The sequence below is a fragment of the Actinokineospora diospyrosa genome (assembly GCF_024171925.1).
Lineage (GTDB): Bacteria > Actinomycetota > Actinomycetes > Mycobacteriales > Pseudonocardiaceae > Actinokineospora > Actinokineospora diospyrosa.
Genome location: NZ_JAMTCO010000001.1, coordinates 411,548 through 435,745 on the forward strand (window position 1 = coordinate 411,548; position 24,198 = coordinate 435,745).

General features: G+C 71.2%; 19 protein-coding genes. 8 read left to right on the forward strand and 11 right to left on the reverse strand.

The window, feature by feature from the left end; all coding sequences use genetic code 11:
• Window positions 1–81: 81 nt before the first annotated feature.
• Window positions 82–564, reverse strand: coding sequence for an HAD family hydrolase (locus LV75_RS01620; RefSeq protein WP_253884756.1), 483 nt, complete (start codon window positions 562–564; stop codon window positions 82–84).
• 27 nt (window positions 565–591) lie between these two features.
• A complete protein-coding gene (locus tag LV75_RS01625; RefSeq protein WP_253884757.1) occupies window positions 592–4,362 on the reverse strand; it encodes a response regulator in 3,771 nt (1,256 codons plus the stop codon).
• 294 nt (window positions 4,363–4,656) lie between these two features.
• Between LV75_RS01625 and LV75_RS01630 the strand changes: the two genes are divergently transcribed.
• Entirely contained in the window at window positions 4,657–4,974 is a 318-nt protein-coding gene (locus LV75_RS01630; protein ID WP_253884758.1) for a YciI family protein, read from the forward strand.
• Window positions 4,975–4,979: 5 nt separating this feature from the next.
• Window positions 4,980–6,830: a sigma-70 family RNA polymerase sigma factor gene (locus LV75_RS01635; protein WP_253884759.1), complete on the forward strand. Its 1,851-nt coding sequence runs from the start codon at window positions 4,980–4,982 to the stop codon at window positions 6,828–6,830.
• A 166-nt stretch (window positions 6,831–6,996) separates the two neighbouring features.
• Here LV75_RS01635 and LV75_RS01640 read toward each other — a convergent pair whose 3' ends face one another.
• Entirely contained in the window at window positions 6,997–7,806 is an 810-nt protein-coding gene (locus tag LV75_RS01640; protein ID WP_253884760.1) for a class II aldolase/adducin family protein, read from the reverse strand.
• Window positions 7,807–7,832: 26 nt separating this feature from the next.
• Window positions 7,833–9,380: an FAD/NAD(P)-binding protein gene (locus LV75_RS01645; RefSeq protein ID WP_253884761.1), complete on the reverse strand. Its 1,548-nt coding sequence runs from the start codon at window positions 9,378–9,380 to the stop codon at window positions 7,833–7,835.
• A gap of 345 nt (window positions 9,381–9,725) precedes the next feature.
• Between LV75_RS01645 and LV75_RS01650 the strand changes: the two genes are divergently transcribed.
• Window positions 9,726–10,736: an AraC-like ligand-binding domain-containing protein gene (locus LV75_RS01650; RefSeq protein WP_253884762.1), complete on the forward strand. Its 1,011-nt coding sequence runs from the start codon at window positions 9,726–9,728 to the stop codon at window positions 10,734–10,736.
• Window positions 10,737–10,869: 133 nt separating this feature from the next.
• Here LV75_RS01650 and LV75_RS01655 read toward each other — a convergent pair whose 3' ends face one another.
• On the reverse strand, window positions 10,870–11,358 hold the full coding sequence (locus LV75_RS01655) for a pyridoxamine 5'-phosphate oxidase family protein (RefSeq protein ID WP_253884763.1): 489 nt from the start codon (window positions 11,356–11,358) through the stop codon (window positions 10,870–10,872).
• 233 nt (window positions 11,359–11,591) lie between these two features.
• On the opposite strand from LV75_RS01655, the gene LV75_RS01660 reads away from it, so the two are divergent.
• Genes LV75_RS01660 through LV75_RS01670 form a run of 3 tightly spaced genes read left to right on the forward strand, consistent with a single transcriptional unit; the run spans window position 11,592 to window position 14,751 of the window.
• On the forward strand, window positions 11,592–12,095 hold the full coding sequence (locus LV75_RS01660; protein WP_301318543.1) for a flavin reductase family protein: 504 nt from the start codon (window positions 11,592–11,594) through the stop codon (window positions 12,093–12,095).
• Window positions 12,092–13,537, forward strand: coding sequence for an FAD-binding oxidoreductase (locus LV75_RS01665; protein WP_253884765.1), 1,446 nt, complete (start codon window positions 12,092–12,094; stop codon window positions 13,535–13,537). The genes LV75_RS01660 and LV75_RS01665 overlap by 4 nt, the downstream gene beginning before the upstream one ends.
• A 17-nt stretch (window positions 13,538–13,554) precedes the next feature.
• Complete coding sequence (locus LV75_RS01670) at window positions 13,555–14,751, forward strand: acyl-CoA dehydrogenase family protein (protein ID WP_253884766.1); 1,197 nt, start codon at window positions 13,555–13,557, stop codon at window positions 14,749–14,751.
• 689 nt (window positions 14,752–15,440) lie between these two features.
• Here the strand turns inward: LV75_RS01670 and LV75_RS01675 are convergent.
• The 4 genes from LV75_RS01675 to LV75_RS01690 all read right to left on the reverse strand — a co-directional run bounded on the left by LV75_RS01675 (window position 15,441) and on the right by LV75_RS01690 (window position 19,866).
• Window positions 15,441–15,944 carry a nuclear transport factor 2 family protein gene (locus LV75_RS01675; protein ID WP_253884767.1) on the reverse strand — a complete coding sequence of 168 codons (504 nt, stop codon included), beginning with the start codon at window positions 15,942–15,944 and terminating at the stop codon, window positions 15,441–15,443.
• Complete coding sequence (locus LV75_RS01680; RefSeq protein WP_253884768.1) at window positions 15,945–17,468, reverse strand: AMP-binding protein; 1,524 nt, start codon at window positions 17,466–17,468, stop codon at window positions 15,945–15,947. It lies immediately after the preceding gene.
• A 222-nt stretch (window positions 17,469–17,690) separates the two neighbouring features.
• Window positions 17,691–19,172: an MFS transporter gene (locus LV75_RS01685; RefSeq protein ID WP_253884770.1), complete on the reverse strand. Its 1,482-nt coding sequence runs from the start codon at window positions 19,170–19,172 to the stop codon at window positions 17,691–17,693.
• Window positions 19,173–19,287: 115 nt separating this feature from the next.
• Window positions 19,288–19,866 carry a TetR/AcrR family transcriptional regulator gene (locus LV75_RS01690; protein ID WP_253884771.1) on the reverse strand — a complete coding sequence of 193 codons (579 nt, stop codon included), beginning with the start codon at window positions 19,864–19,866 and terminating at the stop codon, window positions 19,288–19,290.
• A gap of 60 nt (window positions 19,867–19,926) precedes the next feature.
• Here LV75_RS01690 and LV75_RS01695 point away from each other — a divergent pair, with 60 nt between their 5' ends.
• On the forward strand, window positions 19,927–20,895 hold the full coding sequence (locus tag LV75_RS01695; RefSeq protein WP_253884772.1) for an LLM class oxidoreductase: 969 nt from the start codon (window positions 19,927–19,929) through the stop codon (window positions 20,893–20,895).
• A gap of 148 nt (window positions 20,896–21,043) precedes the next feature.
• Complete coding sequence (locus tag LV75_RS01700) at window positions 21,044–22,216, forward strand: MFS transporter (protein WP_253885004.1); 1,173 nt, start codon at window positions 21,044–21,046, stop codon at window positions 22,214–22,216.
• Here the strand turns inward: LV75_RS01700 and LV75_RS34695 are convergent.
• Both LV75_RS34695 and LV75_RS01715 read right to left on the reverse strand, forming a co-directional pair.
• Window positions 22,116–23,201, reverse strand: coding sequence for an amidase (locus tag LV75_RS34695; protein WP_301318445.1), 1,086 nt, complete (start codon window positions 23,199–23,201; stop codon window positions 22,116–22,118). The genes LV75_RS01700 and LV75_RS34695 overlap by 101 nt on opposite strands.
• An 81-nt stretch (window positions 23,202–23,282) precedes the next feature.
• Window positions 23,283–24,062, reverse strand: coding sequence for a coiled-coil domain-containing protein (locus LV75_RS01715; RefSeq protein WP_253884773.1), 780 nt, complete (start codon window positions 24,060–24,062; stop codon window positions 23,283–23,285).
• Between the last annotated feature and the right edge of the window lie 136 nt (window positions 24,063–24,198).

Consider the following 24,198-nt stretch of genomic DNA (forward strand, 5'->3'; position numbering starts at 1 on the left):
CAACCAGAACCGTTGTGGACAAACAAACCACCACAACCAGGTCCGCAAGATCATCTGCCACAAGAGCCCCCGATATACAGCCTACCGAGGAAGCCCGACAGAACCGCGCGAGCGACCAAGGCCTGTGGACAACCGAAGACGTTGTGGACAACAGAACATGCTGAAGATCCGCCGCACGAACCTCGAGTACAACCCCGTTCCCCCCAATGTCCCCCGCATCTTCTCGTGGGTCCCGCTAGAAGCCACGCAGTACCGCACCCCAGCGGCGTCGAGTGCGTCCAGCACGTCCGACACCCCCGGCACCGCGGTCAGCTCGGTTGCGAGTGCCGCGGTGTGCAGCTCGTGGAACCGCCGCTCCCACACCGCCGCCGCGGGTCGGCCCAGTCGGTCGGCGATCACCTCTGCGATCGAGGTCGCGGACCGTCCCACGAAGCGGTTGATCACCTCGGCTTCGGTGATGGGCCAACCCAGGTCCGGGCCCACTGCCATGTTCGCGCGGATCGCGATCGGCTCGCTGTCGACCAGTACGCCGTCGCAATCGAAGATCACTAAGGCTGGTTGCACGCCCTGATCTTGCCCCAAACCCAGGCGCTACAACTGGTCCGTCTCCTTGCGCGGCTGCGGCGCCGAAGGCATGGCGTTGCGCCGCAGGACCGCTTCCAGTTGTTCCCGGCGGAGCGGCTTCGTCAGGAAGTCGTCCATCCCTACGTCTCGGCAGCGTTTCTCGTCGGAGGCCAGTGCGGAAGCCGTCAAGGCGATCACCGGTACCTGGTTGCGCGGCGCGGGCAGTTGGCGGATCTGGGTCGTTGCCTGGTATCCGTCCAGGATGGGCATTTGGCAGTCCATCAGCACGACGTCGTAGTCGCCGGTGCTGACCATGTTCAGTGCTTGCTCGCCGTTCTCCGCGATGTCCGCGCTGTAGCCGAGGGTGCTCAGCATCTGCACCACGACCTGCTGGTTGATGTCGTTGTCCTCCGCCACCAGCACCCGTCCGGCAGTGGGTCGGTCCGCGGGGATCACCGGTCGCGGGGGAGGTGTTTCCTGTTGGGGCACAACAGGTCCGACCGCGAGCAGTCGGCCCAGCGCGTCCCGCAGCGCCGCGGCGCGGATTGGTTTGGCCAGGTAGACGTCGACGCCCATGCGGCGGACGCGGCGGGCTTCTTCGGCGTCGTTGGTGGAGGTGAGGATGCCGAGGCGGGGGGCGCCGGTGGTGTGGTCGGCCTGGATCCGGGCGACCAGTTGGATCCCGTCGAGGTCCGGCATCCGCATGTCCAGCAGGGCGGCGTCGAACGGTTGGCCCGCCTCGGTCGCCGCGCGCAGGACGGCCATCGCCTCGGCGCCGGTGGACGCGGTGGCGACCTCGGCGCCCCAGGTGCGCAGGAGTTGGGAGACGATCTGCAGGTTGGTGGCGTTGTCGTCGACCACCAGGATCGCCGCGCCGGAGACGGCGCCGCTGGGGCGGGTCGAGGGCAGCGGGGCGGTCGCGGGGGCCAGCGGGAGGGTGAAGTGGAAGGCGCTGCCCTTGTCCGGGGCGCTGCGCATGCCGATGGTGCCCTCCATCAGGTCCACCAGCTGCCTGCAGATCGCCAGGCCGAGGCCGGTGCCGCCGTATCGCCGGGTGGTGGACACGTCGACCTGGGTGAACGCGTCGAACAGGTGCTCCTGGCGGTCCTCCGGCACGCCGATCCCGGTGTCGGTGACGGTGAAGGTGACCGGGTGGCGGCCGTCGGCGTCCGGTGCCGGGATGGACACCCACACCACGACCTCGCCAGCCGGGGTGAACTTGATCGCGTTGGACACCAGGTTGATCAGCACCTGCCGGATCCGGTGCGCGTCGCCGTGCAGGGCGGGCGGGATGGCCGGGTGCACGACCGCGGCGATCTCCAGGCCGGGCTTGCGCGCGGTCGGGGCCAGCAGGCTGACCACGTCCTCGACCAGCGCGCGCGGGTCGAAGTCGACCGGGTCGATCTCCAGCTTGCCCGCCTCCATCTTGGAGAAGTCCAGGATGTCGCTGATGACCTCCAGCAGCGCGTCCGCCGAGCGCTGCAGCGTGGACACGTAGTCGCGCTGGCGCTGGTCGAGCTCGGTGTCCAGCAGCAGGGTGGCCAGGCCGAGCACGCCGTTCATCGGGGTGCGGATCTCGTGGCTCATGTTCGCCACGAACGCCGACTTCATCCGCGACGCGGTCAGCGCCTGGTCGCGGGCGTCGGCCAGGTCGCGCTCGTTCTGCTTGCGCTCGGTGATGTCGCGCACGAACGCGCTGAACACCAGCTCGTCCTCGTCCCCGGAGCGCCACATGGTCAGCTCGGCCGGGAACACCGACCCGTCCCGGCGCTGGGCGAGCACCTCGCTGGTGGTCCCCAGCAGGTGCGGCTGCCCGCCGTCGACGATCCGGCGCACCCCGGCGACGTGCGCCTCCTTCGCCTCGGCTGGCACGACCAGCTCCACCAGCGGTACCCCGAGCGCCTCGGCCGCGGTCCAGCCGAAGATCGTCTCCGCCCGGGCGTTCCAGTAGGACACCCGGCCGTCCGGGCGCATGGAGATGAACGCGTCGCCCGCCGCGTGCAGGATCGCCCGCACCTGCTCACCCCGCGCCGCCAGCCGCACCTCGGCCAGCCGCTTGCGCCGCTCGTTGCGCGCGGCCAGCACCAGCGCGCCCAGCAGCACCTGCACGATGAGCGTGGTGATCGCGATGATGCGCCCGGTGAGCATCGCGGTGCCCGCGTACGCCTGCGTCGCGTCGACCCGCGCCACCACCGCCCAGCCCAGCGCGGGCGCGGGCCGGTAGCTGGACTGGTACTCGGTCTCCCCCACGGTGCTGGTCGTCGACCCGCTCATCCCGCGCAGCCCCGCCTCGATCCCGGCGAACCCCAGCGCCGAGGTCAGGCCGGGCGCGGTGTCGTCGCCGACGACGTTGCCGCGCGCGTCGGACACCACCAGGTCCACGTCCTGCGCGTTGGACACCCGGTCGACCAGGTCGGTCAGCGGCCCGACCGGGTAGCTCACCGCGAGCACCCCCAGCAGGTGGCCCCGCCCGTCGGTGACCGGGGCCGACACGGCGATGACCTCGGGGTGGCCGAGCACGGCGGACTCGAAGGTGTTGGAGACGTACGGCCTGCCGCGCCGCACCGCGCCCTGGAAGTAGTCGCGGTCGGCGAAGTCGGTGCCCTGCACCGCGAGCGTCGACGGGGCCATGGTGATCAACCGGCCGTTGGCGTCGAGCGCCCACGCGGCCAGGAACGGCGGCCGCTGCTCCTGCAACGACCGCACCGCCTCGGCCACCGCCGGTTCGGTCGCGGTGGAGGTGAACGCGGCCGCGCGCAGGCTCGGCCGTTGCGCGTAGGCGTTGACCAGCGACCCGATCCCGCTCAACCGGTCGTCCAACTCCGCGGCGACCGCGTCGGCGCTGTGCGCGAGCCTGCGGTCGATCTCGCCGCTGGTCATCCCGGTGGCGACGCTGATGGAGACATACGCCAGCAGCACCACCGGCAGCAGCGCCAGCAGCACGAACCCGGCGCACAGCTGGGTCAGCCGTTTGCGCAACTCCCGGCGCAGCACCGGATCGGTGCGCACCTCGCGGTGCGAGACCGACAGCCTCAGCAGCAGCAGCGCGGTCACCACCAGCGAGCCCGCCGCGATCACCACGATGTCGCGGGTGGTCGCGTGGGAGGCGCGCAGCAGCAACACCACCGGCAGCAGCACCACGCACACCGTCAGCGTGACCTCTTTGGCCCACCGGAAGCCCCGCTGCAGCTTGCGCAGCCGCGATTCCAACCGCGCCGAGACCAGCACCGCGCCCGACAGCAGCACGCAGCCGAGCTGACCGCCCAGCCCCGCGCGCAACAGCACCGCGTACAGCAGCCAGGAACCCGCCCAAGCCAACAACCACGTCGACGCCCGCCACCCCGAGTGCGCGAACCCGGCCGCCATCCCGGCGAACACCGGGACCCACAACCACAGCGGCGTCGCCGGTCCGGCACCGGGCACCGTCCACACCAGAGCGCCCGCGGCGACGGCGACCACGCAGGCGTCGAGGACCGACACCACCCCCGGTCGCCCGCGCACCGCGCCGAGCAGGATCACCGCGCCGATCGCCGGGACGGCCGCCGGGGCGAGCAGGGCGTCGTCGACCGCCCACGCCGCGGTGGCCAGCGCCTGGGTGAGCAGCAGCGGTCCCCAGGGCCCGCGCCAGTCCCGGTCCTTGGCCATGATCGCCAGCGCGTCCACCCCGAGCAGCGCGAACACCAGCGCGACCCGCGCCCCGTCGCTGGGCAGCAGCACGGCGACCACCACCGCGAGCCCGTGCAGCAGGACCCAGGTCCACTGCAGCCCGCGCACCCGCTTGAGCGGTGATGCTTTCACCACCCGAGCGTGCGCCAAGCCCGCCTGCACGGCAGGTGACATCACCCGACAGAGTGAGACATTCACACCGTGAGGCGCGGTGCGGGTGATGTCCCACCTAGCCGGTCCGCCGTCCAGGGGACCACACTCGCCTGCCCGGTGGTGGTCAACACCAGGACTCCACCCGAGGAGGTGACGGTTCGCCGGGGTCACCGTTCGCGCGTTCGGGCAGCTCAGGGCTGCGTTCCCTGTCACATGGACCCGAACGACGTAGCGGTGTAAGCAGGAGCCAACCCGAAGACTGGAGAACCCGAGATGCGCTACCTGATGATGTCCAAGGCAGGCGGCCAGGCCCCCGACGAGCGGCTGTTCGCCGAGATGGGCAAGTTCGTCGAGGAACTGACCGCGGCCGGGGTGCTGCTGGCGACCGGGGGACTGGCCCCCGCGAGCATCCGGGTGGCCTCGGTCGACGGCGAGATCACCGTGACCGACGGCCCGTTCGCCGAGGCCAAGGAGGCGGTCGCCGGGTTCGCGCTGGTCGAGGTGCGCTCCGAGGCGGAGGTCATCGAGCTGGCCAAGCGCTTCCGCCGCATCGTCGGCGACGGCGAGGGCTACATCCAGCAGGTCTTCTGAGCCCGGTGGAGGTCAACCGGACACTCGACGCCGTCTGGAAGCTGGAGGCGGCGCGGGTGGTCGGTGCGCTGACCAGGATGGTCGGCGACGTCGGCCTCGCCGAGGAGCTGGCCCAGGACGCGCTGGTCACCGCCCTGCGGCAGTGGCCGCGCGACGGCGTCCCGGACAACCCGGCGGCGTGGCTGACCGCGGTGGCCAAGCGGCGCGCGGTCGACCACCTCCGACGGGCGCGCCGCGAGCGCGCGGTGGCGGTCGAACCCGAGCAGGAGCGGCCCGCCGAGGACGACGTGCTGCGGCTGGTCTTCCTGGCCTGCCACCCGGTGCTGCCCACGGTCGAGCGGGTCGCGCTGACCCTCAAGCTCGTCTGCGGGCTCACCACCGAGGAGATCGCCCGGGCGTTCCTGGTCGACACCGCGACCGTCGCCGAGCGCGTCGCCCGGGCGAAGCGGACCCTGGCCGAGCACCCGCCGCGCACGCCGGGGCAGCTCAGCTCGGTGTGCGAGGTCATCTACCTGGTGTTCAACGAGGGCTACTCGGCGACCTCCGGTGACGACCTGCTGCGCCCCGGGCTGTGCCTCGAGGCGCTGCGGCTGGGCCGGGTCCTGGCCGAACTCGTCCCGGCCGACCCAGAGGTGCACGGGCTGGTCGCGCTGATGGAACTGCAGGCATCCCGCGCCGCCGCCCGGACCGGCCCCGACGGCGAACCGGTCCGGTTGCACGAGCAGAACCGCGGCCGCTGGGACCCGCTGCTCATCCGCCGAGGGTTCACCGCCCTGCTCCGGGCCCGCGGTGCCGGACCACCGGGGCCCTACGTCCTGCAAGCGGCCATCGCGGCCTGCCACGCGGGCGCCCGCTCGGCCGAGGACACCGACTGGGCCCAGATCGCCGCTCTCTACGACGCCCTCGTGCACCTGCTCCCGACCCCGATCGTCCACCTCAACCGCGCCGTCGCGATCGGCATGGCCCGCGGTCCCGAGGCGGGCCTGGAACTCCTCGACGCCATCGCCGCCGACCTGCGCGACTACCACCTGCTGCCAAGTGCCCGCGGCGACCTGCTGTTGCGCCTCGGGCGGGGCGTGGAAGCCCGTCGCGAGTTCGAACGCGCCGCCGCCCTCACCGACAACGCCGCCGAACGCGCCTTCCTCCGCCGCCGCGCCGACGAGGCCGCGACGCCGGTCGGTCGCACGGTGGCCGAGGTGGTCGCGGAATTCCTTGCCAGGGAAGACTTCGACCGCTCCACCATCCGCTCGTACGGCCAGACCCTGGGGCGCCTGCGCCGCGCGGTCGGCGACCGCACCCCGCTCGATTCGGTGACCACAGAGGACATCGGTGAGATGTTCACCGCCGTGTGGGAATCGGCATCGGCCAAGACGTGGAACCGCCACCGATCCGCTATTCGATCCTTCTGCGCGTGGGCAGAGATCCCCGACCTTTCGACCTCTGTGGACCGACGGGCGGAGACTCGTCGCGCTGCCGCGCCGATCGTCGGGCAACCATGGGAAGAGGGGGCGCCGATCCGCGAGCGTCTGTTGTGGACTCTGCTGCGCGAGTCCCGGTCGCCGGTGCGGGCAGTGCTCGACTTGGACGTCGAGCACCTGGACTTGGCGCACCGTCGCGCTCTCGGTGGGGTGAGGTGGCGCGAGGAGACCGCGCGGCTGCTGCCGGAGCTGCTCGGGGGACGTGACCGCGGCCCGCTGTTCCTGGCGGATCGCCGCCCTGGCCCGGGGCGGGTGCCGCGCCCGGAGGACTTGTGCCCGGTGACGGGACGGGGGCGGTTGTCGTACGAGCGGGCGGAGTACCTGTTCAAGCGCGCGACTGGGCTGACATTGGGGCAATTGCGAAACGCCCGGAAGTAAGCGGGGCTCGCGTTTGGCGCGGTCGCGTAGGACCCACCGCCGGTAGGGGTGTGGGAGCCGGGGAGCTACTACACCCCTACCGGGGGGCGCCGCAGGCGGGCGGCGGCCTTTCGGTGGGTCATTCCTGGCGGCAGGTCTTCAGTGCCAGGCGACTATCGGTGGTGCGTCACTCGTCGAGGAAGTCGGGCTGTTCGGCGACGATCTCGTCGTAGAGGAGTTGGAAGCTGAACCAGCCCAGCTGCGGGTCGCCGAAGCCGTCCTTGGCCGCCACGGCCTGCTCGTGGGCCATCGGCTTGGGATCGCCAGCAGACAGCGCGAGCAGCTGGACCTCGGCGCAGCTGTCGAAGGTGAAGAACCAGTGCACCGCCTCCTCCAGCGACCCGCCCACCGTGATCAAACCGTGGTGGCGCAACAGGATCGCGCGGTTGTCGCCCAACTTCTCGGCGATGTCGCGACCCTGCTCCACCGCGATCGACGGACCGCGGTAGTCGTCGTAGAGGACCTGGTCCTGGTAGAACGCGGCGGACTCCTGGTCATAGGGCTCCAGCAGCCTGCCCAGAGCGCCGAGGGCCCGCGAGTGCGCGGTGTGCGCGTGCGCGGCCGCCTCGGCGTGCGGGCCGAGGTCGTGGATCGCCGAGTGGATGACGAAGGCGCTCGGGTTGACCGGGTGCTTGCCCTGCACCACGGTCCCGTCGCTGTCGACCAGGATCAGGTCGCTGACCTTCACCAGCTTGAACGACACGCCGAACGGGTTGACCCAGAACAGGTTCGGGTGCTCGGGGTCGCGCACCGAGATGTGCCCGGAGATCCCCTCGCCGAACCCGTACTTGCCGAACAGGCGCAGTGCCGCGGCTAAGCGCTGCTTGCGGTGTCTGCGTTCAACGGCTGGGTCGGAGAAGGTCTCCGCCGAGGGCATCGGCAGACCGGTGTGCGTGTCGGCCAGGTAACCCGGCTTCGCTTGCTCCACAGTAGACATATCAGGTACTCCTCGCTTCCGGGTTCTCAGGCTGGCAGCAGCTCGTCGTCGGTGCGCACCGCGCCTGCGCTGCTGTGCTCGCGGATCGCCGCGACGATGTCCACCGCGCGGTCCACAAGGGACTGCACGCCGAAGGTGAAGAACAGGCTGCCCAGGGTCGGGTCGCCCAGGCCGTAGAGCCGGGGGTTCGCCTTGCCGTCCACGGTCAGCCTGCTGGTCGCCCGCTCCACGTGCAGACCACCGCGCGGGTGCGGCTCGGCGACACCGGTCGAGACCAGTGAGCTGAACAGCGGGGTGGCCTTCTCGGAGAGCTTGCGCAGCCGCGCGTTCACCCCGTTGACCACCACGTCGGCGCGGTGCTCGGTGGCGTGCTCGCCGCGGGCGGTGGCGAGTCGGAAGCCGTGTCCGGTCGGCTCGATTCCCACCAGCCCGCTGACCAGTTCCACCTGGCCCGAGTCGATCAGCCGCAGCAGCGCGGCTGCGTTGCCCGGTGGCATCGGGCAGCACAGGCTCATCAGCGCGCGGTCGTGCTCGGCGAGCACGAGGTTCTTGTCCTGTTCGGTCAGCAGCGGCCAGATGTCGGGCCCCGCCTCGGGTACCGCCTGCTGCACGACGCGCATCGCGACGCTCGGCGAGTCCACCTCGGCCAGTTGCCTGCGCAGCCGCTCGACCGCGTCCTCGGTGCGCACCGAGTCCAACTCCCGGCTCACCGTGGCGATGTCCTCGCCGACCTCGGCCAGTTCCGCCGCCATCACCGCGATCAGATCGCTGAGCGTCAGCCGGGCACCGCCTGCGGCCAGCGCCCGGAACCGCGCCGGGGTGAAGTGCCGCAACACGTGGTGGATCGGGCGCTGGCGCACCGCGGGCAGCACGTTGCGCCGGGAGAACACCCGGATCTTGCCCTGGTGACCGCGCGCGGCTAGCGCCAGGACCACGTCCACCGCGGTCAGGCCCGCGCCGATCACCGCGACGTCGGCGTCGGCGGCGATACCGCTCAGCGAGTCGCGAACCGGATATGGTTCACCGATGAATCCGGCGTGTCCGGAAAGCGCGTACAGGTCGGCCGGTCGGCCCGCGCCCACGCTGAACACAGCGTAGTCCACTTCGTGGCGCACACCCCGGTCCGTCCACATGGTGAGCCCGTCGGCGCCGGGCTGGGCGCGTTCGACCCGGTTGCGCACCAATTCCACCCGCCAGCCCTTGCGCACTAGTGCTAAAAGCGCAGCGCGCGCCGACTGTTCGAGGTAATCCCCGTAGACCGCGCGGGGGACGAACTGCGCCCCCGACAAGGGGTCGGTATAGACCGAACGTGAACCGGTGAACAGGTCTCGCCCGGCCAACCACTCGAACATGTGGTGATCATCACCCGCGCGCACCGACATGTCCTCCGGTGTCGCGTTGACCCGGACGACGTCGAGGTCGGGCTGGTACGGCCTGCCCCGCCACAGGTGCTTGGACGGCTCGAACACGGTGATCGTGCCCGGCGCCAGGTCGGTCTCGGCCGCGATGGCGTCGAGCAGGCACACCGCTGACGCGCCGCCGCCGACCACGCCAATTCTGGATAAGGACGACATGTCCCCCCTTTGATATCCGAACCCCCGGTGGTGTCAAACGCCAAGCCGGCGTAATCAGTGCGCGCAAAAAGAGCATCGTTGTCGCACTGTTCGGCCTCACATTACCGTCGGTGTTCGGGTCTAGTTAGCGATCTCGCGCGCAGTCAGTTGCGAATTAGCGCAGCCGAACCCCTGGTAGACGATAAGTGACCCCCTGTATACCTACAGTGATCATATTGTGATGCATCTGGCTGTACGGTTTTGGGTGATTCTCAAAACCAGCTCACCTGGTTAGTCAGCTCCGGTACGCTCGCGTGCGGAGTTTGCCCGGCCATGGTCCGACAGAAGATCCCGGGGGGTCCCGCAGTGGCCAGTGCGTCCGTCGCGGAGGTTGCCACGACGCCGGTCGTCGAACCGGCGCGCGCGTTCGACCTGTGGGAGGACGAGGTCCGCCGGGTGTGCGGCACGCTGCAGGTCCTGGGCGACCGGGACCGCTTCGGCAGCGGCACCATCGCCACCCGCGTGTTCGGCACCATGCGCGTCTCGCGGATCACCGCCGACCCGCACGCGGTGGTGCGCCACGACCGCGTCGCCAGCAACGAGGGCGGGCACGTCTACGTGGTGACCCTGCTCAACGGCACCGCCCGGCTGTGCCAGGACGGCACCGACATCACCGTCCGCACCGGTGACCTGGTCGCCTTCGACAGCAGCAGGCCCTACACGCTGGCGATGCCGCAGCCCTTCACCATGGTCGGCGTGCGCGCCCCGCACCGGGCGCTGGGGGTCACCCCGCAGAAGACCAGCTCCATCACCGCCGCGCCGTGGAACGGCAAGACCGGGGTCGGTGCCCTGGCCAGCCACACCTTCGCCGCGCTGGGCTACCACCTGGCCGAACTCGACGAGGCCGCCCGCGAACCGCTGGGCACGACCGTCGGCGGCATGATCACCACGCTGTTCGCCGAGCGGCTGTGCTCGGCGGTGGTCGACCCGGCCGCCGCCCGCCAACTGCTGGTGCTGCGCATTTGCGGATACGCGCAGGAGCACATGGGCGACAGCTCGCTCGGCCCGGCGATGCTGGCCCGCAGGCACAACATCTCCCTGCGCTACCTGCAGGTCCTCTTCGCCGAGCAGGGGTCGAGCCCGGCGCGCTGGATCCGCGACCAGCGGCTCGAGCGGCTGCGCACCGACCTGGTCAACCCCCGCTACGACCACCTCACCGTCTCGGCCATCGCCGAGCGCTGGGGGTTGGTCGACGCCTCGCAGGTGAGCAGGCTGTTCCGGATGAAGTACGGGGTCTCACCGCGCGAGTACCGCAGGACCCGGGGCGAGACCGCCAACCTCACCCCGCTCGGCCGCGCCGCGCCCGGCTGGCGCTGAGCCGTCAGGGCGGATGTCCTGTTGCCACTGAGCGGCAACGGATCTGGGAAGTCCGCGTTTGGGAAAGTGTTGCGGTGCGGGGGTGTCGCGTGCCCGGCCCGCCGCGCCAGGTGGCGCGGCGGGACCATTCGGCTCAGTCCTCGCGGTCGTGCGGGGTCGGGTTGCTGGTGAACCGGTCCGGGCGCACGAACACCGCGGCGCGCCGGTCGGCGGCCATTTCCCGGTCGTAGACCGCGAAGTCGTCGTGCTGCCCGCCCGCCGCGGTGTAGATCTCCCGCAGCAACGTCGGCAGCCGTTCGGCGGACACGCCCGCGTGCGCGTCGTCCGGTCCGGCGATCTCCACCGCGCCGGTCACCGAGATCCAGTCCCAACCGGAGCGGAACACCAGCGTCGCCTTCGGCGTGCGCCGCAGGTTGCGAAGTTTCGTCGTGTTCCCCCGCGAGACCAGCGCGAGCACCCGTTCGCCGGTCACCGGGTGCGCCACCAGGCCGACGTTGACCACCGAGGTGGCCGGGTCGCCGTCGGCGCGCTGGGTGACCAGCACCGCCAGCCAGTCCTGTGTGGACGCGAGCGCGGCCACCTTGGCCAGTCCGGTCTCCGTGTTGAACCCCTTGCCAGCCATGGCTGAGCACCCCTTGGTCCTGTGCGTGAAATGAGCAGAGAGCGTGCGCGCAAGCACGACGGCAGGCGCAACCGCCCGGATACTATCGCTTCCAGCGGGGCAGAGGTGGCCACCGGTGCTGGGGATCTCCGGTCGCCCGCCGCCTGCCTGGAGCGCGGCCCCGCCCAACGGCATCGACCGAACCACGAATCTTCCGACAGGAGCCTGCGGTGGGCGTTGACTTGCGCGTAGCCATGCGGAACTTCGCCACGGGGGTGTGCGTGATGACCACCCGCGTCGATGGTCCGAACGGACCTGTGCACGACGCGGTGACGGTCAACTCGCTCACCTCGCTCTCGCTCGACCCGCCGCTGGTGTCGGTGTGCCTGCGCAGCGACTCGGTCTTCCTGGCCGACCTGCTGGTCAGCGGCCACTGGGCACTGTCCATCTTGGACATCGGGGCGTCCGACGTGGCCAGGGCGTTCGCCGCCGGGCGCGAGCACCGGCGCACCGCGCTGGCCACGGTGTCCGCGGTGGCCGGTGAGCACACCGGCGCGCTGGTCCTGGACGGGCCCGGCTGGCTGGAGTGCGGGCTGCGGCAGGCCGTCGAGGTCGGCGACCACACGCTGCTCATCGGCGACGTGCTCGCCACCGGCTCGCAGGACCGGCGGCCACCACTGGTTTTCCTGCACGGGGAGTACCACGCCGTGGGCGCAGGCGGCGCCGCGCGGCTCGACAGGGAGGTTCGCACCCGATGACCACATCGCAGACCACCGACGCGGGCGCGGCGCTGGCCGCCGTCGAGGGGATCGTCGGCGCCGACCGGGTCACCCGGGGCGGGCTCGGCGACAACACCGGCCTGTTCCGCCAGCGCGACGTCCTGGCCTCGGTGAAGCCGGGCAGCGCCGAGCAGGCCCGCGAGGTCGTCTCGGCCATCGCCGCGGCTCGCGGCGCGGTGTCGGTGCACGCGTTCAGCACCGGCCGCAACTGGGGCCTTGGCTCCCGCGAACCCGCCACCGACACCGTCGTCGCGCTCGACCTGTCCGACCTGACGGCCATCCGCGACATCGACGTCGCCGCCGGGTGGGCCGTCGTCGAACCCGGGGTCACCCAGGGCCAGCTCGCCGGTCTGCTCGCCGACACCGAGCGCATGGTCAACGTGACCGTCTCGACCGCGCACTCCAGCGTGCTCGGCAACGCGCTCGACCGCGGCGTCGGCCTGCGCCACCAGCGCGTCGAGGACCTGGTCGGCCTGGAGGTCGTGCTGCCCGACGGCGAACTGGTGCACGTGGGCTGGTGGCCGGAGCAGGACCGCAAGACCCCGGTCTACCCGCACACCCTCGGCCCGTCGCTGGTGCAGCTGTTCGTCCAGTCCAACCTGGGCGTGGTCACCGGCGCGACCATCCGGTTGCTGCCGCGGCCGGAGGCGCTGCGCGTGGTGCGGCTCAACTTCACCCCGGACAACCTCGGCGCGGCCACCGACCTGCTGCGCCGCTGGGTCACCCAGGGCCTGGCCGCTGGCGTGCCGAAGTTCTACAACCCGACCGCCGCGCGCGGCTACGGCAGCGCGCCGGGGCAGTTCCTGCTGCACGTCCCGGTCGACGGCACCGAGGCCGCGGTCGCCGCGCTGAGCGCGATCATCGCCGAGGAGGCCACCCGCTCCGGGGTGTTCACCGAGGTGTCGACCACCGACGCCACCGACCCGACCGCCGAGCACCACGCGGTCACCAGCCTCGTCGAGCGCTCCTACCTGGGCGATCCCGACGTCACCGACCGGGTCTTCGAGCAGAAGATGGGGATGCGGGCCGACCAGCTCGACTCCGACCTCGGCTTCCTGTTCTTCCTGCCGCTGCTGCCGTTCACCGCCGAGGCCGTGGTCAAGGCCGAGGAACTGCTCGCCCGGGTGCACGCCGACACCGGGATCCTCGCGGGCGGCACCGGCAACGTGCTCGGCGCCGACCTGGTCGACCTCGTCGTCGCCATGAAGTTCGACCGGGCCGACGCCCGAGCGGCGCACCGCGCGCTGGACCGGTTGTACGAACTGTTCTCCGAGCAGGGCTTCCTGCCCTACCGGCTCGACGTCGACCACCACGGGTGGATCGACCGGGTCGGGGGCCGACCGAGCGCCCGGGCGTTCGCCAGGCGGCTCAAGGACTCCCTCGACCCGACCGGGGTCATCGCGCCCGGTCGCTACCTCTAGGCCAGGAAGGGCACGCAATGACCATTGTCGACACCGTAGAGACCACCGCGCCGCTGACCGCGCAGGACGTGCTCGCCAGGGCCCAGGCCGCCGTGCCGCTGCTGCGCGAGCGGTCGGTGGACATCGAGCGGGAGCGCCGCCTGCCCGCCGACGTGGTGGCGCTGCTGCGCTCGACCGGCGCGTTCCGCGTCGCGCTGCCCAAGGACAAGGGCGGCCCCGAGCTCAACCCGATGGAGCAGACCCAGTTCATCGAGACCCTGGCCACCGGCGACACCTCGGCCGCCTGGTGCGCCATGATCGGCATGGACACCCCGCTGTACGCGCAGTTCCTCGGCGCGGAGGTGTCCGCTGAGCTGTTCACCGACCACGACACGGTCACCGCGGGCCTGATCCTGCCCATCGGCCGCGCCGACCGGGAGCCCGGCGGGTTCCGGCTCAACGGCCGCTGGGGCTTCGGCAGCGGCATCACCCACGCCGACTACGTCGTGGCGGGCGCCTTCGTGCACACCGACGGCGAGCCGGAGGCCAGCCCCACCGGGCAGCCCATGCACTGGCGCATCTTCATCGCCCGCCGCGACCAGTTCACCGTGCACGACACCTGGCACACCACCGGCCTGGCGGGCAGCGGCAGCCGCGACTACGAGGCGATCGACCTGTTCATCCCCGAGGCCCACTCGTTCAGCTTCGCCACCGCCACGGTCACCGGCCCCAACTCCACCCCGGACGCCATCCTGCGCAACATGCCCGGCGTCCCGCTCGGCGTCGCCCGCGCCGCCCTGGACTTCGTCCGCGACCTCGCGGTCAACCGCACCGACCGGATGAGCGGCGTGCCGTGGTCGGAGATCTACCGCATCCAGTACACCATCGCCGAGGCGGAGATGGAGCTCGGCGCGGTCCGCGAACAGGTGTACGGCTCGCTGCGCACCCAGTGGGAGCTGCTCAACGCGGGTATCGAGCTCACCCCCGACCAGCGCGTGGCCACGGTCCTGGCCCGCACCAACTCCTTCCGGGTGGCCCGCGACATCGTCGCCAAGCTCTGCGACCTGGTCGCCACCACCGCCATCTACAAGCCGTCCCCCCTGGACCGCTGGCTGCGCGACACCCAGACCATGCGCCAGCACGTGATCGCCCAGGACCAGGTCCTGCAGTCGGTCGGCGCGCACCTGCTGGGCGGCACGCCGCAGAACCCGTTCAGCTTGGGCATCGTGCAGTAGTTGTCAGGTAGCGCAAGGGCCCCGGGATGAACGTCCCGGGGCCCTTGCGTCATCTGGCTGGGGTCTGCCTCGTTGCCTGGCGGCAACCTCGGCGACCCGGGATCGGACGCCTCGTCGCCTGGCGGCGACATCGGGCCCGATCCGCGGCAATGCGACGAGCTCGATGGGGCGAACTTGTTTTGCGTGGGGCCCCTACAACACCCGTGCTGGGCCTAAAAGCTGGGGGCCAAAGAGCCGGCCCAGCCAGCCGCCACCGAGGCTACGGGTGTTGTCCCCCCACGCAAAACAAGTCCGCCCCATCGAGCAGGCCTGGCACCAGCGACTCCGACTGTCCAGGCGCTGGGAAGGTGGGCTGGGGCGGACCTGACGGGGGGCGGGCTGACACCGCCGGGTCCGAGTGTCCAGGGGCCGGCACTGTGGGCTGAGGCGGACCTAACGGAGGCGGGTTGGCACCGCTGGGTCTGAGTGTCCGGTGGTGCTGAAGCCGCTGTCCTCGTCCCGCGTCAAGATCAACCGGATGAAGATCCCCCGAATGCACAGGCTAGCGGCGCAGCCCGACAAGACGGGAGCGGTGAGCGGTGGCCTGTGGACAACTGAACCTGTTGTGGACAAGTGGGTGTTGAGCGGGCGCTGCCCCGGCGGTGGGTTGAGTCGCCCCGGCGACTCAACCAGCCCAGCGCCCTTGCTCGTCAGCCGCCGACGATGACCTTGGGGTCGCCGGTGTACCAGACGTTGTCGATGCGGACGTGCTTGATGCGCCAGCGCTGGCCGTCGCGGACCAGGGTGGCCGCGTAGAGGTTCTTCAGGAGGGCGTGCCTGCTGTGGTCGTCGGCGGGCAGGTGCTGGGCCTCCACGATCGCCGACAGGCTGGCGGTGTCGCCGTCGACGCTCACCCGGGTGTTCGTGACGCTGTGCGTGGTGTGCAGGCGCGGGTCGAGGACGATGCCCGCGATCATCTCGATGCCCTCGAACAGCGGCACCTCGAGGCCGCACTTGGTGGCGGCGGGCCGGAAGTCGAACTCGGCGTCGGTGGTGAACGCCGACTCGAACAGGGCGCGGTCGTGCAGGTCGCGGCCGAAGGCGAAGCGGTGCAGGGTGTCGACGATCTCCTGGCGGTCGACCAGTTCCCGCAGGGCGGACGCGGTGTCGGCGCTGAGGGCCTGCTCCGTGGTGACGTACACGATTCTCCTCATTCAGTGGGGGTGTGTTGATGACAGACTGTCGCTTGTGGAGGTCAATTCGCGCAGTGCGGCGCGGCGCGGCTTTCCGGTGCGGGTCTTGGGGAACTCGCCGTCGGCCAGGTAGCGCAGGCGGGCGGGGGTGAGGCCGTGCGCGGCCGAGACCGCCGCGCGCACCTGCGCGGGGTCCGGGTTCCCTTCCAGCAGCAGGACAAGGCCGTCGTCGCCGAGGGTGGCGCCGACGGAACCCTTGCGGGCGCCGGGGAGTTCGGACACGGTGGCTTCGATCGCGCTCGCGTGGTGGGTCGTCCCGTCGACGGTCAACGCTCCCGCGAGCGTGCCGGTGATGGTGAGCAACCCACCGCGCACCACGGCGAGGTCGCCGGTGTCGAGCCAACCGTCCTCGGTGAACGGCGTGGTGGGGCCGTCGATGTAACCGCGGGTGACCGACTCACCACGGATCTGCAATCGTCCTTGCGCGCCAACGGGAACGATCCCACTCGCGTCGACCACCCGGACGGCGATGCCCGCGTGCGGCTTGCCGACCGGGACCGGGTCGGTGAGCTCCGCCGGGTCGACGCGGTGGTCGATGACGCCCGCGGCCGTCTCGGACATGCCCCACCCGGGCCGCACCGCGGTCGCGGGCAGGCCGAACGGCGCCAAAGCGGCGGTGAACCGGCGGATCGTCGCCGCCAGCACGGGTTCGCCGCCGTTCATCACGTACCGCAGCCCGGACAGGTCCCACGCGCCGGAGCCCGCCCGCGCGGCGATCGCCTCCAGCGCCGAGGTCGTGCCCCAGGCCAGGGTCACGCCGAACCGGTCGGCGATGTCGAGCCAGCGCGCCGGGTCGCCGCTGATCCACAACCGGTGCGCGTGCACCTGCGTGCAGGCCAGTTGCACGTCCCGCAGGTGGAACATGACCAGCCCGCCGACGTGGTCGAGGGGCATCGAGTTGAAGGTGACCGCGTGCTCGTCGAGGTCGTTGTCCTCGATGGTCGCCGCGGACCGGCTCAGCACCGCGCGGTTGGTCAGCGCCACGGTCTTGGGCGCGCCGGAACTCCCGGCCGTGCTGCTGAGCAGGACGACGTCGTCCAGTTCGGTCTGCACCCAGTCCTTGTCCGGCGCGTTGTCCCGCAGCCGCGCCACCGAACCGGCCCACCGCGGTCCGCGCGGCAGCGGCTCGTCGGCGACCAGCCACCGGTAGTCCCGGCCGAGCCCGCTCGGTGCCGCTCCGGTTGGCACGGCGACGAATCCGCCCAGCACGCACGCCCAGAACGCGGTCAGCAGGTCCTGGTTGTCGGCCTGGTGGACCACCACCCGCTCACCCACGCGCACGCCCGCCGCGCGCAAACCGCCCAACACGCGCGCGGCCGCGTCGAGCAGGTCGGCGTAGGACAGCCGGGTCTGCGCGCCGTCGGCGGCGATCAGGTGGATCGAGGGCTCGATCGAGCGGGCCGCGGCCCTGGGCAGCAGCTCACCCAGGCACTGCGCGTCCAGCCGCGGGGCGGGCCCGCCGTCGAGGACCGACAGCTCGGACATGGGAAACCTCCTTCTGGGGCAAGCGGGCGAACCCGGGGCGGGTGGGACGACCTCGCCGAGCGGGGGCACAGCAGTGGAGCGGGCACAGCAGTGGAGCGGGCACAGCAGTGGAACTGGGCGCAGCGGTGAAACGGGGTGAAGCGGTCGAGCGGGGCGAAACGGGCACACCCGGTCGCGAGTGCGGGGCGCGCCCGAAGGCACGCCCCGCACCGGGTTGTCCTGCTAGGCGGCGACGCGCTTCTTGCGCAGCGCCGACACCAGGGTCGCGAGCAGCGTGAGCGCCGAGACCGCGGTGATCACGTACATGCCGTTGTGGTAGCTGTCAATGGTGTTGGTCGCGCCAGCACCACCGGTGCCCGCCGCCATGGTGGCGGTGACCACGGCCAGCAGCAGCGCCGCGCCGACCTGGTAGCCGGTCTGCAGCACACCCGCGGCCAGGCCCTGCTCCGCGTCGGCCACACCGCTGGTGGCCTGCACGTAGGAGCCGGTGAACGAGAGCGGGAAGGCGACGCCGATCAGCAGCATGGTCGGCAGCAGCACCGCGACGTAGCTGGAGTCGGTGTCGATGCGCAGGAAGGAGATGTAGGCCAGGGTGTAGGCCACGAAGCCCGCGAACATCATCCACTTCGGGCCGAACTTGCCCAGCAGACCACCGGCGCGCGGGGCGATGATGGCGATCAGGATGCCGCAGGGCAGGAACGCCAGCGCCATCTCCAGCGGCGACCAGCCCCGGCTGTCCTGCAGGTACAGCGAGCCGATGAACTGGAAGCTCATGTAGGTGCCCAGGATGGCCGCCGCGGTCAGCGCCGCGCCGATCAGGCCGCCGTTGCGCAGGAAGCCCAGCCGGATCAGCGGGTTGGCGGTGCTGCGCTCGATCAGCACGAACGCCACCACCAGCACGATCACGCCCGCGAACTGCAGCAGCGTCTGCGCCGACGCCCAGCCGACCTCGGGGGCGCGCACGATGGTGAAGACCAGCAGCAGCATCGCGCCGGTGACGCTGATGGCGCCGGGGATGTCGTAGTGGCGCTTGCCGGTGGCCGCCTCGTCCTTGCGGACCAGGATGGAGGCGCCGACCAGGATGGCGAGCGCGATCGGCACCGGCAGCAGGAAGGTCCAGCGCCAGCCGATCTCGGTGAGCAGACCACCGGCGACCAGACCGAGCGAGAAGCCGAACGCGCCGCAGGCGGTGTAGATGGCGACGGCCTTGTTGCGCGCGGCGCCCTCGGGGAACTGGGTCAGGATGATCGCCAGACCCGCTGGTGCGGTGAACGCCGCGGCCACACCCATGACGAACCGGGCCGCGATGACCAGGAAGCCGTCGGTGGCCAGGCCGCCGATCAGCGAGGCGATGCCGAAGATGGCGACCGCGACCAGGAACACCTTGCGCCTGCCGACCAGGTCGGCCATCCGGCCGCCGAGCAGCAGGAACCCGCCGAAGCCGAGCACGTAGGCGCTGACCACCCACTGCACCGAGGAGGTGGACATGCCCAGCTCCTGCTGGATGGGCGGCACGGCGATGCCGACCATGGCGTTGTCGAGCGCGTCGAGGAACATCGCGCTGCACAGCACGATCAGCGTGGCCCAGAGCTTGCCGGTCCACTTCTCGCCGCTGGTGTCGGTGCTCGAGGTCGTGACCTCGGCCTTCGGGTCCACCACCGGCGGCGGCGTCTCCTTGGGCGTCGCTTCCTGTGACGCAGTCATGCTTCTTTCCCCACTCCAGGTTGAACAAACAGGGCTCGGACGGGCAACATTTTTTGAACTTGAGGTACAAAACTCCGGCGCGGCCTGCCGCCCCGGTGGCCGGGGTCGGTCGGGGTCAGATCGCCATGACGGCCGCGTCGATGGCCGCGTCGAACCGGGAGCGGTCCACCCTGGCCTTGGCCAGCACCCGCAGCCCGATCATCGTGCTCTGCATCAAGCACGCCAACGCTTTCGGGTCCTTCTCCGGCGCGATCTCACCGGCCTGCTGGGCGGCGATGAACGCGGCGTGCAGCACCGCCTGGCTGGAGTCGAAGGAGCGACCCAGCAGCCGGGCGGCGTTCTCGTCGTGCGGACCGATCTCGACCGCGCTGTTGACCACCAGGCAGCCGCACCGGTCCGGGTCGGCCAGGTCGGCGTCGACGAACCCGGTGAGCAGCGCCTTGATCCGGTCGCGGATCGGTTCGTCGGTGTCGAGCACGGCCCGCAGGTCGTGCAGCGACACGTCGGCGTAGTGCTCCAGGCTGCGCAGGAACAGCTCGTGCTTGCTGCCGAAGGCGTTGTACAGGCTGCCCTTGCCGATCCCGATGCTGTCGGCCAGGGCCTGCGGGGACGTCTCGGCGTAGCCGTTGACCCGGAAGGTCTCGGCAGCCTGCGCCACCGCCTGGTCCTGGTCGAACTTCCGGGGTCTCCCCATGGCCGGGAACGGTAGACTGTTTTAGACCTTGAGGTCAAGTATTCGGCGAGGAGAGCGCTCATGACGCACACGTTCGGCGACCGACCCGGCTGGAACACCATGTTCCGGCAGGGTGAGTTGACGCTGGGGCTGATGTACCCGCTGGAGTCCTACAGCGGCGCCGTGCCCAGGCTGGACGTCGCCGAGCAGGTCGAGCAGTCGGTGCTCGCCGACCAGCGCGGGTTCGCCGCGCTGTGGGCGCGCGACGTCCCGCTGCTGGACCTGTCCTTCGGCGACGGCGGCCAGCTGTTCGACACCTGGGTCTGGCTGGCCACCATCGCCGCCAGGACCACCCGCATCGCGCTGGCCACCGGTTCCACGGTGCTGCCGCTGCGCAACCCGATCGACGTCGCGAAGGCGGCCGCCTCGCTCGACCAGCTCAGCGGCGGCAGGCTCGTCATCGGCGCGGCGACCGGCGACCGGGGGGTGGAGTTCCCCGCCTACGGGCTCAACCGCGACCACAGCGGCGTGCTGTTCCGCGAGTCGGTCGAGGTCATCCGGCGCCTGTGGGCCGAGGACTTCCCGGACGTGGACTCGGTCTACGGCACCCTGCGCGGCACCGACCTGCTGCCCAAGCCGCTCGGGCGGCGGGTACCGCTGCTGATCACCGGCAACAGCCGCCAGGAGATCAGCTGGATCGCCGAGCACGGCGACGGCTGGCTGATGTACCCGAGGCCGCTGGTGCAGCAGCGCATGATCACCACGTCCTGGCAGCAGGCGACGCCGCGGTGGAAGCCGTTCGCCCAGTCGCTCTACATCGACATCGAGGAGGACGCCGGTGCCGCGCCGAAGCCGATCCACCTCGGGTTCCGGTCCGGGTGGCGGCACCTGTTGGACCACTTGGGGCAGTTGCGCGACATCGGCGTGAACCACGTGGCGCTCAACCTCAAGTACGGGCGCAGGCCCGCTCCCGAGGTGTTGCAGGAGATCGCCGAGAACGTGTTGCCGCACTTCCCGACCGTTTACCCGGAGCCGGCCGAGGTGCACTGAGCTCGGCGCCCGCCGGGGTTGTCCGACGGGGATTCGCATTCGCGGGCAGTGGCGCCGGTCACTCTCCGCGAATGCGAATCCCCGTGCACGACCGCGTCCATTCCCGTCTTTTCTTCCACCGCTGAAAACAACGACCGTGGCCCGCTTGGTGCTTCCTTTCCGCCGCGCTCTGGCCGAGCGCGACGTCCGCCTGCTCGTCGCCGCCCGGCTGATCTCACAACTGGGCAACCAGGCCGCGGTGACTGTCACCGGTCTCGCCGTGCTCGACATCGGCGGCGGGGTTGCCGGGATCGGGGTTGTGCTGGCCGCGGGCGCCCTGGCGATGGCGGCGTTCCTGCTCGTCGGCGGCGTGCTGGCCGACCACGTCCCCCGTCGGCGCGCGATGGTCGCCGCCGACCTGGTCCGCTTCGCCGCGCAGGGGCTGACCGCGCTGCTGCTGCTCACCGGCACGGCCGAGGTCTGGCACCTGGCGCTGGCGCAGTCCGTCGCCGGGGTGGCCGCCGGGGTCTACCTGCCCGCGGTCACGGCCATCGGCGCCGAGGTTTCTTCCGCTCAGCACCGAAAGGAAGCCAACGCGCTGCGCGGCCTGGTGAACGCGCTGTCGGCCGTCGTCGGCCCCGCGATCGGCGGTCTGCTGGTGGTCGCGGTGGGACCGGGCGCGGCGCTGGCGGTCGACGCGGTGACCTTCCTCGCGAGCGCGGGGTTGGTCGCGGCGATGCGATCGGGTTCGGCGGCGTCCGGCGGGCGGCCAGGTCTGCTGGTGGGCTGGTCGGAGTTCCGCTCGCGGCGGTGGCTGTGGAGCGTGACCGTGCTCGCCGGGGCGTGTGGGTTAGTTGTCTTCGCGCCGATCACAGTGCTAGGGCCGGTCGTGCTGGGCGCTACCTGGCCCGCGGTGCTGACGGCTCAAGGTGTTGGTGCGTTCATCGGCGGCGTGCTGGTGACGTGGCCGCGCCCGCGGCGGCCGCTGGTGTGGGTGGTGTTCGGCGCACTGCTGCTGTTGCCGTTGCCACTCCTGGTCGCCGCAGCCGCGCCGTTGCCGCTCGTGTTGGCGGGCGCGTTCGTGTGGGGAGTCGAGCAGTCGGCCCACTGGACGCTGTGGCAGACAGCCCTGCAGGACGGCGTTCCCGGTGACGTCCTGGCCCGAGTGTCCTCATTCGACTGGTTAGTGTTCACCGCCGCCGGTCCGCTTGGGTATCTCCTCGCCCCTCTCGGTGTAGCAGCTATCGGGGCGGCGGGGACGCTGGTGGTCGGATCGGTGCTTGTGTCCATTGTGGTCTTATTGGTGCGAGCAGGTCTTCCTCGCGACCCCTGCGCGCGATGACCTGAAGCCCGACCGGGCACCCGTCTTCGGTGAACCCGGCGGGAATGCTCGCGGCGGGGTGGCCGGTGAGGTTGAACAGCCAGGTGAGCGCGGTGCTCATCGTCGCGCCCGGCCCATCGTGCCCGTGCGGCGGATTCGGCGTCGTGGGCGTGAGGATGAGGTCGACCCGTTCGAAGATCGCCGCCAACCGCCTCAGGTTCTCGCTCACGTCGACTCCCTCGCCCGCGCGGTGCCGGAACCACGCCTCCTGCGGATCCACCAGATCGACCGCGATGTCCTCGAGCGGCACCCGGATCGACTCCCTGGCCACGGCCGCCTGCTCCGGGTCGGTCGTGGCGAACCCGAGGTCGCCCGACCACACCCCCGCCGCGGCCCGGGGGTCGAGCTCACGTCCAAGAAGGACTTCCGCCGCCGCTTTCGCGTCCTGTGGCCAAGCCGCCAGAACCCCCGGCGCCACAACGTCCCCCGACGTCACCTTCACCCCGATCACCCCGCACCACGCCGCCGGGATCCGCACCGACCCGGCTCCATCCCCACCCGTCGCGATCGGCACGACGCCCGTCGCCACCGCCACCGCCGACCCGGCCGACGAACCCCCGGGACTGCGCTCCGAGTGCCACGGGTTGAGCGTCAGCCCTCGGTCGTTGCGCCCCCAAGTCCGCCACGGCGTTCCCGGCCCGGGAACGCTCGTCGTGCCCAACACCACGCAGCCTGCCCGCACGAAGGCCGCACGTCCGGTCTTCGCCTTCACCCCGATCGGCACTCCCGCCAACGGAAGCACCGCACCGGAGGCCACCAGGCGGTCGACCTGGCGCGCCGCGACCACGGCGCCTTCACGTTCCACTGTGCGGAAGGCGTTGGCCCAACCGTCCACTTGGTCCAGTCGAGCCAACGCCATCCGAGCGATCTCGACCGCCGTGACCTGGCCGTGGTTGACCATCCGGGCGATCTCGACCGCGGCGGTGGCCACGTAGTCGGCGATCATCTAGCCCCTCTCCCTCGTACGGGGCCAGATCCTGCCATTCGACTGCGCCGTGAACCCGCAGCGGTCGCCAACCCGCGCTCGTCAAGATCCAGCGGTTGGCAACGCGCGTACCCCGTTCTCCCGCGTCCGGTAGTTCAGTTCCGCGTCAGCCTCGGTCAGCAGCGTCCGCACCGCGCGCAAGCGGGCCGCCACCGCGTCCCGGTGCCGGTGCAGGACCCGCACCTGTTCCACCGCGCCCGCCACCAAGTCGTTGGCTTCGGTCTCGGCGGAAGCGCGCAGTGCGGCCAGTTCCCGGGTCTGTTCCGCGCGCCGCGCCGCCATCGCTGTGGTGAAGTCGGTTTGCACCTGCTCGCGCAGGGCGCTCGCCTGCTCGTCGAGTTCCCGGCGGCGGTGTTCGGCCAGGTAGGACTGCGTGGTGATCAGGTCGTGCGTGCGTTTAGTCAACGCCTGGTGTTCTACCTCGGCCTTGCGCGCCAGGCGTTCGTGCCGGTCGCGGGCGGCGGTCTCCATGGCGCGCACCGTGGACCAGGTGCGCTCGGCCACCGCCCGCGCCCTGGCCAGCACCTCCTCCGCCTCGGCGTTGGCCAGCTCGATCACCCGCCGCGCGCGGACTTCCGCGCCCACCAGGTCCACCGGCGCCCGGCAGAGGCGGTCGATGCGGTCGCGCAGCACGAGGGCTTCCCGCCGGGCGCGTTCCAGTTCGCCCGCGAGCCGTTGCGCCTTCGCCACGGCCGCGTCGCGGTCCTCGGTCAGCGTGCGCAGGTCGGTTTCGACGCAGGTGACGTAGTGCTGCACCTGCCTTGTGCGGTAGCCGCGCCAGGCGAGGTCGAACCCGGTCGACAGCGGCACCATCTCGGTCATCTCGGTTCCCTCCACCAGGGAGCGGGGACCGGTGGACAGGTCCCCGCTCCGGTGCCGGCGCCCGGCGCCGACCGCCGTGGTCTTCCCAGGTCACCATGCTCGCCCGCCGCCAGCCGGGCCGACTCCTCCGCGGCAG

What these genes read in the sequence shown, in the direction of transcription:
- LV75_RS01630 (WP_253884758.1), top strand. Translation starts at nt 4,657, where the DNA reads ATGCGCTACCTGATGATGTCCAAGGCAGGCGGCCAGGCCCCCGACGAG.
- LV75_RS01675 (WP_253884767.1), bottom strand. Translation starts at nt 15,944, where the DNA reads ATGAGGAGAATCGTGTACGTCACCACGGAGCAGGCCCTCAGCGCCGAC.
- LV75_RS01690 (WP_253884771.1), bottom strand. Translation starts at nt 19,866, where the DNA reads ATGGGGAGACCCCGGAAGTTCGACCAGGACCAGGCGGTGGCGCAGGCT.
- LV75_RS01685 (WP_253884770.1), bottom strand. Translation starts at nt 19,172, where the DNA reads ATGACTGCGTCACAGGAAGCGACGCCCAAGGAGACGCCGCCGCCGGTG.
- LV75_RS01670 (WP_253884766.1), top strand. Translation starts at nt 13,555, where the DNA reads ATGACCATTGTCGACACCGTAGAGACCACCGCGCCGCTGACCGCGCAG.
- LV75_RS34695 (WP_301318445.1), bottom strand. Translation starts at nt 23,201, where the DNA reads ATGATCGCCGACTACGTGGCCACCGCCGCGGTCGAGATCGCCCGGATG.
- LV75_RS01715 (WP_253884773.1), bottom strand. Translation starts at nt 24,062, where the DNA reads ATGACCGAGATGGTGCCGCTGTCGACCGGGTTCGACCTCGCCTGGCGC.
- LV75_RS01640 (WP_253884760.1), bottom strand. Translation starts at nt 7,806, where the DNA reads ATGTCTACTGTGGAGCAAGCGAAGCCGGGTTACCTGGCCGACACGCAC.
- LV75_RS01660 (WP_301318543.1), top strand. Translation starts at nt 11,592, where the DNA reads ATGCGGAACTTCGCCACGGGGGTGTGCGTGATGACCACCCGCGTCGAT.
- LV75_RS01665 (WP_253884765.1), top strand. Translation starts at nt 12,092, where the DNA reads ATGACCACATCGCAGACCACCGACGCGGGCGCGGCGCTGGCCGCCGTC.
- LV75_RS01655 (WP_253884763.1), bottom strand. Translation starts at nt 11,358, where the DNA reads ATGGCTGGCAAGGGGTTCAACACGGAGACCGGACTGGCCAAGGTGGCC.
- LV75_RS01645 (WP_253884761.1), bottom strand. Translation starts at nt 9,380, where the DNA reads ATGTCGTCCTTATCCAGAATTGGCGTGGTCGGCGGCGGCGCGTCAGCG.
- LV75_RS01680 (WP_253884768.1), bottom strand. Translation starts at nt 17,468, where the DNA reads ATGTCCGAGCTGTCGGTCCTCGACGGCGGGCCCGCCCCGCGGCTGGAC.
- LV75_RS01695 (WP_253884772.1), top strand. Translation starts at nt 19,927, where the DNA reads ATGACGCACACGTTCGGCGACCGACCCGGCTGGAACACCATGTTCCGG.